This window comes from Planktothrix pseudagardhii (genome assembly GCF_904830925.1).
Taxonomy (GTDB): domain Bacteria; phylum Cyanobacteriota; class Cyanobacteriia; order Cyanobacteriales; family Microcoleaceae; genus Planktothrix; species Planktothrix tepida.
On record NZ_LR882967.1, the window covers coordinates 871,192 to 889,153 of the forward strand.

Annotated in this window: 13 protein-coding genes, 2 pseudogenes and 1 CRISPR repeat array; of the genes and pseudogenes, 8 read left to right on the forward strand and 7 right to left on the reverse strand. The window is 37.3% G+C overall.

Going from position 1 to position 17,962, the window contains the following annotated elements:
- Positions 1-41: 41 nt before the first annotated feature.
- Positions 42-332, forward strand: a complete 291-nt coding sequence (locus tag NMK36_RS03620; protein ID WP_072720324.1) for a hypothetical protein — start codon at positions 42-44, stop codon at positions 330-332.
- A gap of 314 nt (positions 333-646) precedes the next feature.
- Positions 647-3,584: direct repeats of the CRISPR family, unit length 37 nt; unit sequence GTTGAAATCAGCTATAATCCCTTTCAGGGATTGAAAC.
- Positions 3,585-3,664: 80 nt separating this feature from the next.
- Positions 3,665-4,758 (forward strand): annotated as a pseudogene (locus NMK36_RS03625) (ISAs1 family transposase).
- Positions 4,759-5,468: 710 nt separating this feature from the next.
- Here NMK36_RS03625 and NMK36_RS03630 read toward each other — a convergent pair.
- Positions 5,469-6,692: a DUF790 family protein gene (locus NMK36_RS03630; RefSeq protein WP_072720323.1), complete on the reverse strand. Its 1,224-nt coding sequence runs from the start codon at positions 6,690-6,692 to the stop codon at positions 5,469-5,471.
- Positions 6,693-6,803: 111 nt separating this feature from the next.
- On the reverse strand, positions 6,804-8,387 hold the full coding sequence (locus NMK36_RS03635; protein ID WP_254173010.1) for a DEAD/DEAH box helicase: 1,584 nt from the start codon (positions 8,385-8,387) through the stop codon (positions 6,804-6,806).
- Positions 8,388-8,543: 156 nt separating this feature from the next.
- Here NMK36_RS03635 and NMK36_RS03640 point away from each other — a divergent pair, with 156 nt between their 5' ends.
- Together NMK36_RS03640 and NMK36_RS03645 are read left to right on the forward strand one after the other, a co-directional pair.
- Positions 8,544-9,206: a methyltransferase domain-containing protein gene (locus tag NMK36_RS03640; protein ID WP_254173011.1), complete on the forward strand. Its 663-nt coding sequence runs from the start codon at positions 8,544-8,546 to the stop codon at positions 9,204-9,206.
- A gap of 63 nt (positions 9,207-9,269) precedes the next feature.
- The gene (locus NMK36_RS03645; protein WP_072720320.1) at positions 9,270-9,989 is read left to right on the forward strand and encodes a M15 family metallopeptidase; all 720 of its coding nucleotides are present in this window, start codon (positions 9,270-9,272) and stop codon (positions 9,987-9,989) included.
- Positions 9,990-10,000: 11 nt separating this feature from the next.
- Here the strand turns inward: NMK36_RS03645 and NMK36_RS03650 are convergent, their stop codons facing one another.
- On the reverse strand, positions 10,001-10,840 hold the full coding sequence (locus NMK36_RS03650; protein ID WP_072720319.1) for an Rpn family recombination-promoting nuclease/putative transposase: 840 nt from the start codon (positions 10,838-10,840) through the stop codon (positions 10,001-10,003).
- A gap of 5 nt (positions 10,841-10,845) precedes the next feature.
- Positions 10,846-11,292, reverse strand: coding sequence for a hypothetical protein (locus NMK36_RS03655; protein WP_072720318.1), 447 nt, complete (start codon positions 11,290-11,292; stop codon positions 10,846-10,848).
- Positions 11,293-11,530: 238 nt separating this feature from the next.
- Here NMK36_RS03655 and NMK36_RS03660 point away from each other — a divergent pair, with 238 nt between their 5' ends.
- Positions 11,531-13,210 (forward strand): glycoside hydrolase family 10 protein, encoded by a 1,680-nt coding sequence (locus NMK36_RS03660; RefSeq protein ID WP_254173012.1) that lies wholly within the window; start codon positions 11,531-11,533, stop codon positions 13,208-13,210.
- A gap of 12 nt (positions 13,211-13,222) precedes the next feature.
- Positions 13,223-13,714, forward strand: a complete 492-nt coding sequence (locus tag NMK36_RS03665; protein WP_072720317.1) for a GNAT family N-acetyltransferase — start codon at positions 13,223-13,225, stop codon at positions 13,712-13,714.
- Here the strand turns inward: NMK36_RS03665 and NMK36_RS03670 are convergent.
- Positions 13,676-14,092, reverse strand: a complete 417-nt coding sequence (locus NMK36_RS03670; RefSeq protein ID WP_072720316.1) for a hypothetical protein — start codon at positions 14,090-14,092, stop codon at positions 13,676-13,678. The two genes, NMK36_RS03665 and NMK36_RS03670, sit on opposite strands and share 39 nt — an antisense overlap.
- Positions 14,093-14,201: 109 nt before the next feature.
- Positions 14,202-14,888: a magnesium protoporphyrin IX methyltransferase gene (bchM, locus tag NMK36_RS03675; protein WP_072720465.1), complete on the reverse strand. Its 687-nt coding sequence runs from the start codon at positions 14,886-14,888 to the stop codon at positions 14,202-14,204.
- Positions 14,889-15,061: 173 nt separating this feature from the next.
- Between bchM and NMK36_RS03680 the strand changes: the two are divergent.
- Positions 15,062-15,259 (forward strand): annotated as a pseudogene (locus tag NMK36_RS03680) (IS701 family transposase); the annotation flags it as partial.
- Between the two features lie 171 nt (positions 15,260-15,430).
- On the forward strand, positions 15,431-17,344 hold the full coding sequence (locus tag NMK36_RS03685) for an AAA-like domain-containing protein (protein WP_245824289.1): 1,914 nt from the start codon (positions 15,431-15,433) through the stop codon (positions 17,342-17,344).
- A 78-nt stretch (positions 17,345-17,422) separates the two neighbouring features.
- Here the strand turns inward: NMK36_RS03685 and NMK36_RS03690 are convergent, their stop codons facing one another.
- Complete coding sequence (locus tag NMK36_RS03690; RefSeq protein ID WP_254173013.1) at positions 17,423-17,845, reverse strand: mannan-binding lectin; 423 nt, start codon at positions 17,843-17,845, stop codon at positions 17,423-17,425.
- Positions 17,846-17,962 lie beyond the last annotated feature (117 nt).

A 17,962-nucleotide genomic window follows, 5' to 3' on the forward strand; every position in this document is an offset into this window, starting at 1 on the left:
ATCGTTTCATCTTGTTTTAAAACGCTGAGGATTGTGTTAAAATGTTTTCAGAAGTTTATTATATTTTACGAGCGAGATCTGATGGCCGTTATGTCACCGCCCGTCCTGACCCGGATAAGCCATCAAGTTATTTATTATTATTTTCAGAACAATTTGATGCCTTGGGTTATTTAAACAAACACGCGGGGGATTTGAAAGATAGATTTGCGGTAGAATCAATTACAGGTTCGCAAATTAAACCGATTTTACAGCGCTGGGGTTTTGCGGGAATTGGTATGATTAAAGATCCCCTTTTACCCCATATTGAATTTATCCGAGTTCAACAAAATTAAGAGATTATTCAAATTGAAGTCATAAACCGTCTCATCCTCTAATATTTGAGCATCCCCCGAAGTTGCGCTAACCTATCGCTGTTGAAATTACCAGGGCTGAAATTCACGTCTGAAACTGTTGTCTGTTCTGGGTTTGGGGCTTCTTCAAGGTTAAATTAGGTTGTCGCAATTCTTAAACGCTATATCTGAAGAGGGTTTTAGCGTTTTTTGATTTTTGCCTGTTGCTAAGTCGATGGCTGAAATGGTATATTCAGATCAGGTTAGCGCGATCGCACCTTGAAAACTGCATAGATTAAGGCTCTCAGAAGCCTGCGGTTGAAATCAGCTATAATCCCTTTCAGGGATTGAAACTGTACTTCTCAGCATATCCCCTCTATTTATTGCGTTGAAATCAGCTATAATCCCTTTCAGGGATTGAAACAAACCAGAGAATCTAGAGGATGCGACTGGATTGGTTGAAATCAGCTATAATCCCTTTCAGGGATTGAAACTCTCATGTCGCACGCTCGGTCAATGACAGGGGAGTTGAAATCAGCTATAATCCCTTTCAGGGATTGAAACTGTACCTTAATCCAATGGCTCACTTTAAGACCTCAACGTTGAAATCAGCTATAATCCCTTTCAGGGATTGAAACAGCTTGACCGCTTCGTTCGTTTCTGCCGGAATTGTTGAAATCAGCTATAATCCCTTTCAGGGATTGAAACGATTCTCTCAGCGATACCTAACGAGCATCCCAGGTTGAAATCAGCTATAATCCCTTTCAGGGATTGAAACTCCTTTGGTTCTTTCACTTCTTCTGTAGCTTCTTGGGTTGAAATCAGCTATAATCCCTTTCAGGGATTGAAACATCTCTGCTCAGATGTAAGGGTAAATGATTTCCTCGTTGAAATCAGCTATAATCCCTTTCAGGGATTGAAACACATTTGCACATATCAGTTAGCGCAAGACCAGAGTTGAAATCAGCTATAATCCCTTTCAGGGATTGAAACGCTACTCTCGCGCGCGTATGCTAGATTTGAAGCTGGAATGTGTTGAAATCAGCTATAATCCCTTTCAGGGATTGAAACAACGCTAATCGCACCCGCACCAGTGCCGCCTTTAATAAAGTGTTGAAATCAGCTATAATCCCTTTCAGGGATTGAAACATCAATTCGGGCACCAAGTCCACGTCGCTGCAACTCAAGAGTTGAAATCAGCTATAATCCCTTTCAGGGATTGAAACATCGATTATCGGGAATGGGAAAATAACAACCCTGGTTGAAATCAGCTATAATCCCTTTCAGGGATTGAAACCTGTTGTACTTCTTCCTGATGTTGTTGTGGTTTTAGTTGAAATCAGCTATAATCCCTTTCAGGGATTGAAACTTGTTAATTCTCCCTGACCTTGACTAAGTATGCGTTGAAATCAGCTATAATCCCTTTCAGGGATTGAAACTCTGGTTAATCACCTCAATCGTGGTGATTTCATCAGTTGAAATCAGCTATAATCCCTTTCAGGGATTGAAACGCCTCAAAGGATTGGCTAAAGTTTCCCCCGAAATAGTTGAAATCAGCTATAATCCCTTTCAGGGATTGAAACTGTAATTTAGTTGGCATAAATTTTATTCCACTCCTGTTGAAATCAGCTATAATCCCTTTCAGGGATTGAAACCAGTTTTTAGGTTCTAATCCATCAAATATAATAAGTTGAAATCAGCTATAATCCCTTTCAGGGATTGAAACTAGAAGGAATGTTTCTTAAATCATTTACATCAAAGTTGAAATCAGCTATAATCCCTTTCAGGGATTGAAACAGAAACCACCAATATTTATGGAGGCCCCTCAATTTTCCCTCTCGTTGAAATCAGCTATAATCCCTTTCAGGGATTGAAACAACCGCCATGCTTTTTGGAATTGCCAGAAGCGATGTTGAAATCAGCTATAATCCCTTTCAGGGATTGAAACGTTGATGACAATGGAATTATATTAAGCAAGTCTAGTTGAAATCAGCTATAATCCCTTTCAGGGATTGAAACGTCGAAGTCCGAACCCTTGACGTGGCTCTATAAAGTTGAAATCAGCTATAATCCCTTTCAGGGATTGAAACTTTGCCCTGACTACGAAGGCGAAAAAATGGGGATAGTTGAAATCAGCTATAATCCCTTTCAGGGATTGAAACCAAACAATTGGTTTCTATATGTTGCTTCAAGTGTATCAGTTGTTGAAATCAGCTATAATCCCTTTCAGGGATTGAAACAATGAATTTACCGATGACTTGGGGGTTCCCTATCGTTGAAATCAGCTATAATCCCTTTCAGGGATTGAAACCTTAATTCTTCCCAGAAAAACTCTCGTACTTTGTCGTTGAAATCAGCTATAATCCCTTTCAGGGATTGAAACGCCCTCGGAATCAAGGAATTTGAAACCCGCAATTGTTGAAATCAGCTATAATCCCTTTCAGGGATTGAAACGCAGGGCCTCCCTCGCTCACTAAAAGGCTTCATCTGGTTGGTTGAAATCAGCTATAATCCCTTTCAGGGATTGAAACACAGCACCAATGATTTGTAAAAAGGGCGTTGAAGTTGAAATCAGCTATAATCCCTTTCAGGGATTGAAACATTCTTGTAGTTTTTAAAAAAGGTAAAGGCTTAAGTTGAAATCAGCTATAATCCCTTTCAGGGATTGAAACGTATGAATGCAAAATCCGTGATGTTGATTGGAGACGTTGAAATCAGCTATAATCCCTTTCAGGGATTGAAACGGATTCAACTCTAAACAATTTGATGATAATTTATGCAAGGCTAGTTGAAATCAGCTATAATCCCTTTCAGGGATTGAAACCCTCTTGATATTCTTGCTCAAAAGCATCAATAAACGTTGAAATCAGCTATAATCCCTTTCAGGGATTGAAACACAAGCGTCGTTAAGTCAGTTAAATTCTTATAGAAGTTGAAATCAGCTATAATCCCTTTCAGGGATTGAAACTAGGTGGCGCTATCTCAGTTCCAGACCCTAAAAAACGTTGAAATCAGCTATAATCCCTTTCAGGGATTGAAACTTATGCGGTTGGCTTCTATCATTAATGAACGTCCGTTGAAATCAGCTATAATCCCTTTCAGGGATTGAAACGGGTGATTACTGAAGGTGATCTCCCTAATCCAAAGTTGAAATCAGCTATAATCCCTTTCAGGGATTGAAACTAAGGACTTAGAATTATAGCTAATTACGTGGGATTGTTGAAATCAGCTATAATCCCTTTCAGGGATTGAAACAATTAAGGTATTTAGGCAGGGCTGTTTCATTCCGCAGAAGAGACTGCTAAAATAGAAGAGAAACTTCTGGGGAATGAACAATGGAAACAAATCTGGTAGAAGAACTGAAAAAAATTAAAGACTTCCGAATTAATGAAGGGAGAAGACACCCGTTATGGTTAGTATTGCTGATTGTAATTATGGGAACAATGAGCGGATATTTAGGATACAGAGCATTAGGAGATTTTGTAACAAGACATAAGGAAGCATTAATTCAAACATTGAAAGTCCCTAAAAACCGTCTACCCTCTTATTCAACAATCCGTAGAGTGATGATGGGGATAGACTTTGAAGAATTTTTATCGGTGTTTAATAATTGGGCGATCGCGACGATGGAACCGGAAGGGAGGAGGTGGTATGCAGTGGATGGAAAAACTCTAAGAGGAAGCCAGAAAACCTTAGAAGAAAATTATACACAATTTGTACAAGTTGTGTCAGTGTATAGCACAACTCAAGGATTAATAGCGGGAATGGCAGAATGGTTAAGTCAGTCTAATAGTGAACTAATAGTGGTGCAAAACTTAATTAAAACCTTGGGATTAGAGGATGCAGTCTTTACCTTAGATGCCCTTCATTGCCAAAAAAAACCACAGAAGTTATTATTAAGAGCAAAAACCACTATATCATCGCCGTCAAGAAGAACCAAAAAAAGCTGTATGAAATGTTAGAGATGAAACGAGAAAGCTGTGAAAGTGTAGACCAGCATATTAGTCAAGATAATACAAAGGGAAGACAGATTACCCGAAGGGTAGAAGTTTTCGATAATCTCAGTTGTATTAATCAAAATTATTGGAAAGGAATTAAGAGCTTTGTTTGTGTAACTCGAAGCGGAATTAGAAAAGCAAAGCCTTACTACGAGAGAGTTTACTACATTAGCAGTATACTGATTAGTGCGGAAGAATTCGGGGAGAAGATTAGAGAACATTGGTTAATCGAAAACCAAAATCATTGGATAAGGGATGTTTTATTCCGTGAAGATAGTTCTAAGATTCGCTCAGGTTGGGCTGCACAAAACTTCGCCATTATCAGAAGTATTGTCCTTAATCTTCTCAGAATTAACGGCTATCATTCTCCCACAACAACTCAAAGAATGATAGCCGACAATATCAATTATCTTTGCCTTTTGTGTACCTAATTTTTTTAGAATGAAACAGCCCTGGCCCCAACCCCAGGGCTGTTTCATTCTCGGATCGAAAATGCGATCGCTAAACTCTAAAAGCCTTTTTCTGTAAAGAAAAGGAGAATTATTTCAACAGTTTTGATATTTTCTGTTTAAATAGGGTCTAAAACTTGCCCCAGATCAAAGGTTTAGCGATCGCAAAAAATTAGAATGAAACAGCCCTGGGTATTTAGGGGGTGTCAAAGACGAAGTTGAAATCAGCTATAATCCCTTTCAGGGATTGAAACCCACAAATTCTGCCGACCACTTCCCCAGCCTCTGTTGAAATCAGCTATAATCCCTTTCAGGGATTGAAACATACTAATTTTTTGCAGTGGTGCCTATTATGGATTGTTGAAATCAGCTATAATCCCTTTCAGGGATTGAAACAAAAACATTGTTTTTTGCTCCATTGAATTTGGTAAGTTGAAATCAGCTATAATCCCTTTCAGGGATTGAAACATAATCCTTGATATACGAAACTAATTAACTCGATGTTGAAATCAGAGTTTCAGCACCTGATAGGGATTGAAACTCTGATTCAGCCTTTTTTAATTTCATGCTATGATTTCGTTGAAATCGACTATAATCCCTATCAGGGATTGAAACTACAAGAAGATAGCCCTGAAGGGCTTACTACATAGATTGAAATTGACTATAATCTTTATCAGGGTATGATTAATATTTTAGGCTTGATTTTCTAAAATATCTAATACTGCTTTAGGCGATAACTTATCCTTAAACCATACCACAGGAACCGGGAGACGATTAATATTAATTCCAGCATTTTCTAAATTCAACCGTTCAGAAATCGCTAAAATTAAAGTATCACATCCAGAACGTTGCACCTGATAAAACTTCTTCTGTAAATATTCCGGTCGCCAATAGCCAATAATCTCTAATAAAAACACTCGTCCATCAGGATGAACTAACCGAAAATCAGGAATCATTACACTCCCCGGAAGCGGAATTAAATCCACTTCTCGTTCTAATTTCCATTCTGTTTTTAACTTATTCCAACGTTCAGCAAAGGATTGTTCAATCATACTATCATAGGGTTTACCCGGTGGATAATGACTGACCAAACCGCAATCCGAATTCAAACTAAAATAACCCGTTCTCACCACACGAGTATAGGGGTCACGTTGTTGTAATTTTGCCTTTAAACTCCATTTTGTGACATGAAGTAAAGCCGGAATCATTTTAGCTAAAGATAAACCATAGCGGGTACTAGCTTTAAATAAACTGGTCGGCCCATCAATGGTTAAGGTAAATCCTTGATCTGCATCTCCTTCAATATAAGTCATTAATTGGAATAATTTTAAATATCGAAATAATAATTTATATTCCCCTGGGTCATTGCGATAGGCGTTAATAATAATTTGGCTGGCTTGATAGAAAATACCCTGAACTTGAGATAAATTATACCGATGTAATAACGCTTCTGGAGTGGGAGAATCTAATTGGGTTAAAATCCGATTTTCCTGTAAATCTGCATAAAGACCCGCTAAAATTTGATAAGGTAAAACCTCTCGATTTAAGTCTTGGCTGAGTTGAGTCGCTACCTGTTCTAAGGTGTGTTCTGTCGCCACCGAACTGGGTACAGTTTTCGCCGCTAATGCAAATACTTTTTGTCGTAATTCTACAGGTTCTAAGGGACTAACAACCTCAAAGGTACAAAAACTACTCCTTAATAAATGTGCTAATCCTCGTTTCAACCGATAGTCAGGACTATCCCCTTCAAATTCCTGTAACTTTTTATTCAGTTCTCCTTGGGTTTGATTCACAGATTCTTCAAAACATTGAATCACATCCGTTGCTAGATTGATATGTTTTGTATCAATATTTAAACGGAGGGGAATAACCGTTTCTCCCTGTTGTTTATAACTTAAAAGTTCAGAAGGTAGCATTAGAAATTAAGGTTCCTAAATTCACAAGATTGTTGTAAAAAATTATATTTTTAAATCATATCATAGAGTAGTCAGACAAACACAGTGATTAACAAAACCTGATCAAAAAAACTAGATATTAAAGTCTTTTCCGTCTTCCTGTTCCTTGTTCCCTGTTCCCTGTTCCCTATTATATTCAGATTCTTCAGAAGAATTCCATTGTTCAGAAGATTCAGCAACTCGTTTGCTTTGAGAATTGGGGCGACTATATAAAGGAGTGGGTTGAAAAATATCTAATTGTTGATAACCAGAATTCGAGGCTTTTTTCGGGGGTTGGGGTTTAGATTTCGTTTCTCCTTTACGACGTTGGGCGGTACGTTCCTCGCTGGTATCTTCCGTAACGACTTCATACAAAATCGCTTGTTTATTGGGGGTATTTCCCTTGCGTAAAACTCGCCCTAACCGTTGAATATATTCCCGTTCTGATCCGGTTCCTGATAAAATAATTGCAATTTTAGCATCGGGAACATCAACCCCTTCATTTAAAACATGGGATGCAACCAGGGTTTTATATTCTCCTTCTCGGAATTTAGTTAAAATTTCATGGCGTTCTTTAATGGGGGTTTGATGAGTAATAGCCGGAATTAAAAAGGCTTGAGAAATCCGATAAACCGTAGAATTATCCGCAGTAAAAATTAAGGTTTTTTCAGGATAATGTTGAGCCAGTAAATCAGCTAATATTCTTAATTTTCCCTTGGTACATAATGAAATATCTTTCGCTTGTCGGTGGGCTAACATTGCCCGTCTTCCTAAAGGCGATCGCGCACTTAACATCACAAATTGTTTCCATCCATCTAAACTCGATAATTTAATATTATTCTCTTTAATAAATTCATTTCTGATTTTCATTTGTTCTTGATAAATTTCTCGTTCTTTAGGAGAAAGTTTAACTAAAATTTGAACAACTTTATGGCTTGCTAATGCTCCTCCGGCTAACTGTTCCGGTGTTTTTCGATAAACGGTAGACCCAATTAAGATCGATAAATCACTATGTCTACCATCAGAACGCTCAGGGGTTGCTGTTAATCCTAACCGATAAGGGGCGAGGGAATATTCAGCAATGACGCGATAGAAATCCGTTGGTAAATGATGACATTCATCAAAAATCAATAACCCATATTTATCTCCTAACGTTTCACAATGAATCGTTGCACTATCATAAGTTGCCACTAAAATTGGGGTTCTATCTTTCGATCCTCCCCCTAATAATCCGATTTCAATATCAGGAAAAGCTGCCAATAAATGGGCATACCATTGGTGCATTAAATCCAATGTCGGAACCAAAATTAAAGTGCTATATCCTGTCACTTGCATGACTAATTGAGCTAAATAAGTTTTCCCAGAAGCCGTGGGTAAAACAACAACCCCTTGGCTTCCCACCTGTTGCCAAGCTTCTAAGGCTTCCTGTTGATGAAGATAGGGAGGCATTTCAAAACTAGGGGTTAATTCTAAAGTATTAAAACTTTGAGCTTGATCAATAAAATCAACTTGATTTTTGCGTAATGTTTCCACTAAGCTACGATAATAATAAGCAGGAATTCTAAATTTTTCTACCCGATCATCCCAGGTCGCAAAATCAATCCAGCTTTTCCCTTGTGGAGGTGGATGTAATAATAATGTACCCCGATCAAAGGTTAATATAGGTGTACGAGGCATGAGTTCCTATCGTATTTTTCAGATCGATTCTGAATCTTGTTTTTTGACTAATAAATCAATATTAGAATCATTATAGCCATTTAATTGAAAATAGGATACAATTCTTAATATTCAGATTGCCAGATCAAATTGAACTCACGCTTAATCAATCCCATTATGTTACTGCAACGTCATCAACGGATTAAATTAGACGAGACAGACGACTCTCTATTTTACTCTTTTCCTCGTTTTGTTACCCACGTCGATGAATCCTTTATTGATCAGTTAACTACTCTCTATCGAAACCGTTTAAAACCCCAAACACGCATTTTAGATTTAATGAGTAGTTGGGTGTCCCATCTTCCCAATGACATTGAATTTGCTTATGTTGAAGGACATGGAATGAACGAAGAAGAATTAGCTAAAAATTCTCAACTTGATCATTATTTTATTCAAGACTTAAACCAAAATCCTAAACTTCCCCTATCAGATCAAGATTTTGATGCGGTTTTAATCTGTGTCTCGATTCAATATTTACAATATCCTGAAGCCATTGTATCAGAGATTCATCGAATTTTAAAACCCGGTGGAATTTCCATTATTAGCTTTTCTAATCGAATGTTTTATCAAAAAGCGATCGCAGCTTGGCGAGAAGAAACAGAAGCAAATCGTATTGAATTAGTAAAAGGATATTTTAATTCAGTTCAAATCAATCATTTACCCGGTTTTAGTTCCCCAGAAGTTATTTCTAACCAATCTAAAACGCCTCTGTTTATGCAAATGTTAGGAATGGGAGGAAGCGATCCCTTTTATGCGGTCATTGCATCCCGAAACTCTTAACCGTAGTGAGTCCTTCAGGACTCTAAGCCCTTCAAGGTTTACTACTTAAAATTAACAAATATTATGAAACCTTATCAACAAATTATTATTCAAGACTGCGGTGAACCTCTTGTTAAGATTCCCTTAGAAACATTTGTCGTAGAAACTCCCCATGCGTATCAAAAATTAGGTGCGCCTTATCATCTTTCGGCGATAGATTCTCCCTATTATTTAAGACAAAGTGTTTTAGAGCGTTTACTAACCGCACAATTGCTCTTACAAGACAATTATCCTAACTGGAAAATCCTCATTTTTGATGCCTACCGTCCCGTAGAAGTGCAACAATTTATGGTAGATTATTCTTTTAATCAGTTATTAAAAGAACGGAGATTAAATCAACACTCTCTTTCCGCAGAACAACACCAGTCTATCTTAACAGAAGTCTATCAATTTTGGGCTGCTCCGAGTTTAGATCCCGCCACACCGCCTCCCCATAGTACAGGTGCAGCACTGGATATTACGTTAGTGAATGAAACGGGAACATGGGTGAATATGGGTTCGGAAATTGATGAAATTTCTCCTCGATCTTACCCCAACTATTTTGAAAACAGTTCAGACCCAACGGAACAAAACTATCATCAAAATCGTCAAATTTTATCCAAAGTTATGAAAACCGCAGGGTTTCAACAACATCCGAATGAATGGTGGCATTTTTCCTGGGGAGATCAATTATGGGCTTGGTTAACGAATCAACAACAAAATAAGACCCCTATTATTGCAAAATATGGTCGATATCTGTGTTGATAGTTAAGAGTTTAAGAACGGAAATAACGCAAATTTTGAATTTCTTCTAAACTCAATCCTGTTGTTCGGCTGATGGTTTGATCATCTAAAATATTTAAGAGTTGACGAGCAATTTCTATTGCTTTTTCACGTTTTGCTTCATTTTGAGCTAAAGTAATCGCATTTTTTTGATCCTGTAGAAACAGTTCTCGCTTTTCAACTTCATCCAATTCTTCACGGGTTAAATTGGTTTGATTAGCAATTTGAAACGCCCGTTGAATTTGAGGGACACTTTCCAACGTTTCAGGAACCGATTCTAATAATCTAGCCCTTTGCATGAAATAAATCCATTTATCCGTTAACGTTTCTAATTCTTCTAAGGATTTCTGAAATTTAGGTAATTCCACAAATACTAACTCTAATTCATTCTCGGAATAATTAAAGTTTTGAACTTTTTCTTTAAATACAAAGCGAGAAATGAGTTCATCAGTATTTTCAAACTCTATAAAATCGGTAATCGTTAGAGCAATAACAGGTTTTAAAAATCGATAGCCTTGTCCAGCATCTAATTGCAATGAATAGGTTTTAGCTGCATTGTATAACACTCGTTTGGTGAAGGCTTCTACATTTAAAACCTGCATCTCAATAATTACAATTTCACCGGTATTGAGTTGGGCTTTAACATCTAAATAGGTATCTTTTAATCCAGTAATCTTAGGAGAAAAGTAAGGATCAAAAATTTCTAAATCCTGAATTATTGAGTCAGAATTATAAACCAGTGCATTTAAGAAACTGATTAAAATATCCTTACTTTCCGATGATCCAAAGATTTTTTTAAAGGCAAAATCTGTTTTAGGATTAATAAACCGCATCGCTTTTATTCCTTTTTGAATATATCCAAATAATCTCCATTAATGGGAGCAATATATTTTGAATTAGCCCGAACATAACACACTCCAGAATTAAACCGATAGCCAGCCGGATTAATACTTTCTACTTTCATCCAAGGTTGACCATTTTTGAGAACAATTGCATCTCCTTTGCCATTATTAGAAAAAATAGCATTAATAATTGCACCAGTCACTAATTTAACTTTAACGGTTCCTTCAGGAGTATTCCGACAGTTGAGAGATTCGGGGTCAACAACCAACCAATGAATATTATTATAAAGTCCTCGATTTCCTTGAACTTTTGCGGTGATAAAATCCCCTTTAGCATTAGGTGTTGGGACTTCGGCCATTTGAGCCATTCCCACGCTTGTCACTAACGTGAGAGTTGTCATGGCGGTTGTGATTCCAGAAACCAGTGTAGAAATGAATTTCATAATTTAGACCTGAAGCTATAAAACAATAACTGAAAGGCTATGAATAAGTTAACATCTTCAAGGATTGTAACTTATCCTACTTTAGGGTAAAATTCTTACTTATATTATATTCTTTTAGAATGAAATTTGATGCGAAATTAACTTATTGTGTAGTTTTGTTCTGAAAGATTAACCCTGAAACTGGAACCTATAAACGATCTCTTCCTCAACTGAAAACCCCTGATCAATTGAATTCCTTATGGTAAAATTTACAGATATAACCACTCATTGGGCTAAAGACAGTATTGAAAATTTAGCCAATAAAAACATCATCACAGGTTATCGAGATGGCAGTTTTAAACCCGATGCACCCGTCACAAGGGCCGAATTTGCGACAATGCTGATTAAAGCTTTTCCTCAACTTTTAGAGAATCGAGAACCCATCGAATTTAAGGATGTTTCGTCGCAATTTTGGGCTCATAGTGTGATTCAAAAAACCTATCGAACTGGGTTTATGAGTGGGTATGAAGACCAAAGTTTTAAACCGCAACAAAATATTCCCAGAGTTCAAGCCTTAGTCGCATTAGTTAAGGGATTAAATTATGAACCCACTCAATCTATTGTTAAAACCTTAAATGAAAGCTTAAATGATGCTAAAGATATTCCCAATTATGCGAGAAATGCTGTTGCTGCGGCGATTGAATCTGGGTTAGTGGTTAATTATCCAGAGGTGAAGCTTTTAAACCCTAATAAACCTGCAACTCGTGGGGAAGTGGCTGTATTTTTTTGTCAAGCTTTGCGTCAACAAAATGAACCTTTAACCATTCCAGAACAATATATTGTGAAACCGCCCATTATTTCCGTTCCCACCGGAGAATTAAGAGGAGTTTGGTTAACCAATATTGATAGTGATGTTCTGTTGTCTAAAAATGCGTTAACAGAAGCGTTTAATTTATTAGCAGAATGCAAGTTTAATACTATTTATCCGACTATTTGGAATGAAGGTTATACCCTTTATCCCAGTGTTTTAATGGAACGGTTTACGGGAATTAAAATAGATCCAATTCCTGAATTAAAAGATCGAGATATTCTTCAGGAAATGATTCCTTTAGCTAAAGAACGAAAAATGAGTATCATTCCTTGGTTGGAATTTGGATTTATGGTTCCCCCAGATTCTAAAATTGCACAACTTCGTCCCCATTGGATTACTTGTCGTCAAGATGGGACAAAAGGATATAAAGAAAGTCAAGTTAATCAAGTTTGGTTAAATCCATTCCATCCTCAAGTGCAACAATTTATTTTAGGATTAATTATTGAAGTCGTCAAAACCTATAATATTGATGGAATTCAACTCGATGATCACTTTGGTTTACCCGTTGATTTAGGCTATGATGAATTTACCGTTAAATTATATCAGAAAGAAACGGGAAATTCAACTCCTCCAGGGGATTTTAAAGAGGCAAATTGGGTGAGTTGGAGGGCGAAAAAAATTACGGAATTTTTAACTCGAATTTTCTGGGTAATTAAAGATTATAAACCGAATTGTATTCTATCTTTATCTCCCAATCCTTATTTGTATGCTTATTCTCAATTTTTACAAGATTGGAAAACCTGGGAACAGGAAGGCTATTTAGAAGAATTAGTCTTACAAGTCTATCGAGAGGATATGAATGGCTTTTTAGCCGATTTAAAACGTCCTGAACTGTTAGAAGCCAAAAGCCATATTCCTGTGAGTATTGGCATTTTAACGGGGCTTAGAATTAAACCGATGTCCTTTGCTACTGTAAAAGAACAAATCCAACTAACCCGTGATCGCAAATTTGCAGGAACATCCTTTTTCTTCTATGAAACCTGGAAACAAATGATGACATCAGAAACCCAAAAAGCTGAGTTTAAAACGTTATTTTCTCAAGGTTTAGAACGCCCAAAATTTGTTTAATAATGAACAAAAATGATTAAAATTCGCCCTTATTTAGATCAAGATTGGCCACTAATTTGTTGCGTTCACGATCGCGCTCAACCTGCGGAATTTTTGGGATCTTGTGATTTAAGGGCGATGACCCCTCTAGCGCACAATCCCAATGCGAATCAAATTTGCTATGTTTATGATAAATTTGTAGCTTGTAAAGGGAAAACGATTGTTGGTTTTGTTGCAATAGATCGCAACTGTATTGCTTTATTATATATCGATCCTGATTATCAAAATCAAGGCATTGGTAAACGGTTATTAAACTTAGCTTTAAAGCTGATTGGTTCCCCCGCTTATACAATTGTTATGGCTGGAAATCAACGAGCGATCGCGTTTTATAAAAAAGCCGGATTTCAAGAAATTGGAAGCTTTAAAAGTCATGTTTCTGGTTATCCTTGCCGATTTATTCGTTTAAGTAGAATGTTAAACTCAAGTTTATTCGACCTGAAAATGATAAATAATTTCCCCATTTGATTTTTTTTCAAATGTGCCATTTAATTCTTGGGCTTTTTGATCTAAAAATGCTTTAGCTTCAAAACGAGATAAATGGGTATATTGTGCTAATTTTTGAACCGTAATTTCTCCGCCTTGAACTTGGACTAGATGCCAAAAAATAGAACGAATCCGTCGAGAACGAGCTTGAATTTTCTGAGAGCGTTCTTGATACCAATCCCAAGCCACCCATCCGCCGATTCCCAAGGACGGTAAACCTAAGATTAATCCGCCTAAAATAATACTGAGTTTGCTATCAGCCGTTGAATGAGGATTGATCAATTCAGTGGCGATCGCCAAGAGACAACCCATTCCAACCGGAACTAATAAACTCGCAGTGATCACCTTCAGGAACTGCATTGTTTTTCCTCCCCAGCAGAGAGAGCAGAACACTCATCAAGGCAACAATCACAGGGGAAGATACAGAACAATCTTTTGATCTTTGATCTCCCTCCTGCCGACCCTAATTTTAAGTGCGTGTTGCTTCCATTAAGCGCGAATAGTAGAAGCGTGTGCCAATCATAGCTTGTCGTTGAATGGAGAAACCATTGTCTCTAAAAATTTTAACAATATCTGCTTCTCGATGTTGGTAAGCACGAGTGGTTTTACTCGGCCCTGGAAATAATTCCCCAATTTTTTTGAGAACACTTAAGGCTAAGGTTTTTGGCGCAAAACTCAAAATTACACGAGACTCTGCTAAGGAACACAGATGAGAAATCATCTCAGGAATTTGATCTTGAGGATAATGAATCAAGACATCCAAACAAATCACAGTATGATACCGACCCTGGAGGGTTTCTAAATCTTGAGCCGTAAAGGTAACGTTTTGGATCACGCTGAGGCGGTTTTTAGCCCGTTCATAGGCTTCCGCTACCATTTTTTCGGAAATATCACTCCCATACACAACGGCACCGGCTTCTGCTAAGGGAATACTCAAACTGCCAACCCCACATCCCGCATCACAGATGGTTAAACCGGGTAGGTTTTCATCGGCTTTCAACCAATCTATGACTCGATCAACGGTTTGTTGATGTCCTTGACGGATATCCAGTTGAACTTTATTGACTTGACCATTACCGTAGATTCGTCGCCACCGATCAAATCCTGTGCTATTAAAATAATCCCGAACTACGGTTTTCTCGTCTGCTACACTCATGGTTTGTTTGAAATTAAATTCCGTCCAAACCTTCATTGTAAGGCAAATCCCTACAACGAAAATGCCTAACTTTCTGATATTGAGCATTGAGAATTAAGCGGGACTTAAACAAAAAAGAGGAATAAAACGCCTATAATATCAATAGGGTAAGTATTTCACATTGAGTAACCCTTATGAAAGAAACCACTCCCTCGGCTATGCCACCATGCTTTGAGAGATGGTGTGCTAGGTTCGATGATATATTGAAGAATCCATCTCAAAAAAAAGGATTTAGGCACTATTTAGGAGGATTATTGGGCGAAAGTGGACGAAAAAACTTAACTCAGATGTCAAATAATGCAATTGGCGTGGTTTATCATCAATTACATCATTGCTAAATTGATGAGCAAGGTTACTAATTTGCTTTACTCAGAGTTACTGAAGCGGTTTAAACGCTAAACCTTCTAAAGCCCTACTAAAGTTAAATAACTTGGTAGGGTTTTAAAATCGGGTTAAATTTCAAAGTAGAGTAAAAGAAAAAGGGGAAGCAAGAGGGCCTGATCATGGATGTAGAGGTCTTAGAGCTAATTACATTTGCTAAACATCTGGTTATTAATCGAACTCAAAATCCTTTGGATCAAGTTCAAGAGGCGATCCTCAGACAAGCACTGCTGGGTGCTAAACTCAAGGAAATTCGGATCATCGGGTATAGTGAAAATACGGTTCAAACAATTTTAGCTCCCAACTTATGGAAACTACTTTCAGACGCAACGGGAGAAAGAGTTGGGATTAAAACGGTGCGGTTAATTTTACAAGAATTATTCAAAAAACAAAATAAATTTAATTCCTCAAATCAAGCCTTAGAAAAATCTCAGGAAACCCTAAATTTTGAGCTAGAATTACCCGGTGGTCAAGTTAATTTATTTTCTCCTTTTTATATTGAACGTCCTCCGATTGAATCTCAAGCTTATGAAGAAATTATCAAACCCGGAAGTTTAATTCGCATTAAAGGGCCAAAACAGATGGGAAAAACTTCTTTAATGGCGAGACTCTTAAACCATGCTCAACGTCAAGGTTGTCGTACCGTTGTTGTGAATTTTGAGTTAACGGATAATGAAGTTTTTGCGGATTTGAATCGATTCTTACGGCGTTTTTGTGCAATGGTGGCGGATGATTTACAACTCCCCATGCAACTCAATCAATATTGGGATGAAGAATTAGGAAGTAAAAATAATTGTACAAACTATTTTGCTCGGTATTTATTACCCAAATTAGGACAGCCTTTGGTTTTAGGGTTAGATGCGGTTGATCGAATTTTTCAACATGAAAAAATTGCTGATGATTTTTTTGGTTTACTGAGAGCTTGGCATGAAAAATCTAAACAAATTGAGATTTGGAAAAACCTGCATTTAATTATTGCTCACGGAACGGAAGTTTATATTCCCTTAGATATTCATCAATCTCCCTTTAATGTAGGATTAGATGCCAAACTCCCAGAATTAAATACCCAACAAGTCCAGGAACTTGCTCGGAGGCATGGGTTTAAATTAACGCCTTTTGAAATAGAGAAATTGATGGAGATGTTGGGAGGACATCCCCATTTATTGCGGGTTGCTTTTTATAAAATGGTGCGAGAAAAAATAAGTTTAAAACAAATTTTAGAAGACGCTCCCAAGGATACGGGAATTTATGCGGATTATTTACGATTACACCTTTGGAATTTAGAAAAATATCCTGAACTCGCACAAGCATTTAGAACCGTTGTTGAATCGGAACAACCTATTGAGTTAAAATCAAAATTAGCCTTTGATCTCAATAGTATGGGGTTAGTTTATTTGCAAGGAAATCAAGTAGAAATTAGAAAAATCTTATATCGAGAATATTTTCGAGATCGTTTAAAATCTTCCCTGCTCACATTGCCTTCAGCAGAAAAACGATTAGAAAACCTAGAACTTATTCCTGAGCAGACGAGAAATATTTTAGCGGCTATTATGTTTACTGATGTCAAAGATTCCGCACAAAAACATCATCAAAATCAGGAACCAACCTTAGCAGCAGTTTTTCGAGATTTGAATTTAATGACGCGATTATGTCAACAATTTGAAGGACAGGTCTTAAAATCAGTAGGAGACGGGTTACTGATGTATTTTGTTTCGGTGGTAAAAGCGGTTCAATGCGCGCAAGAAATTCAAAAAACATTGATAACCGCTGCCTCTGAATTACCCTCTGATGCGGTTTTAGAACATCGAATTGGCATTCATCTCGCCGAGGTTTATTTTAATGGGAATGATGTCTATGGAGATGGGGTAAATATTGCAGCACGTTTGCAAGTTGAAGCGTATCCGAGGGGAATTTGTATTTCTTCAATGGTTTATGAAGCTGTTAAACGTCATCTGGGTTTGAATATTATTAAGAGTGAATTTAGAGAGTTAAAAGGCATTGGTTCTATGCAGGTTTATCAGATTTCAGTAGAATAAAGACTCCGTAGTGAGTCACTGTCGAAACAATGACCCACTGCTTTGATTATTTATGAGTTTATGATGATAAGAGGTGGCTTATTTAATACTACAAACTGACATTTTTCCGGGTAGAGTCGTTTTCCACTGACCGTTCCAAGTGCCATTCGCTGCGATTGCTGCTACTGGACACTTAACTTTTGCATCATTATCATTCAAGATCGGGCCAGCATTCACATCTCCGGGTAAGCCAATATTAGGTAGAGAGGTCGCGTCAGTACCACAAACCGACATTTCTCCCTCTACAGTGGTTTTCCACTGACCATTCCATTCAACATCATAAACTTCAACAGCGACTGGACACTTCACTTTGGCATCATCATTATTCCAGATTGGGCCAGCTTTAATATCGAGAGCAAAAGCTGGGCTAGACACAGCAAAACTAGCAGAACAGCCAATAACTACTGTACCAATAGATAGCCAGAATTTTTCTATTTTGGAGGGTTTGAAATTAGTAGACATGATTTGTTACTGGGAAAGGTTTAGTTGGTTTGAACGTCTGGTTAAACGAGTTGGTTAACCTTTTTACTCTTTTCTATAATATAGCATACTCTACAGTATTTACAATACATCTTTATG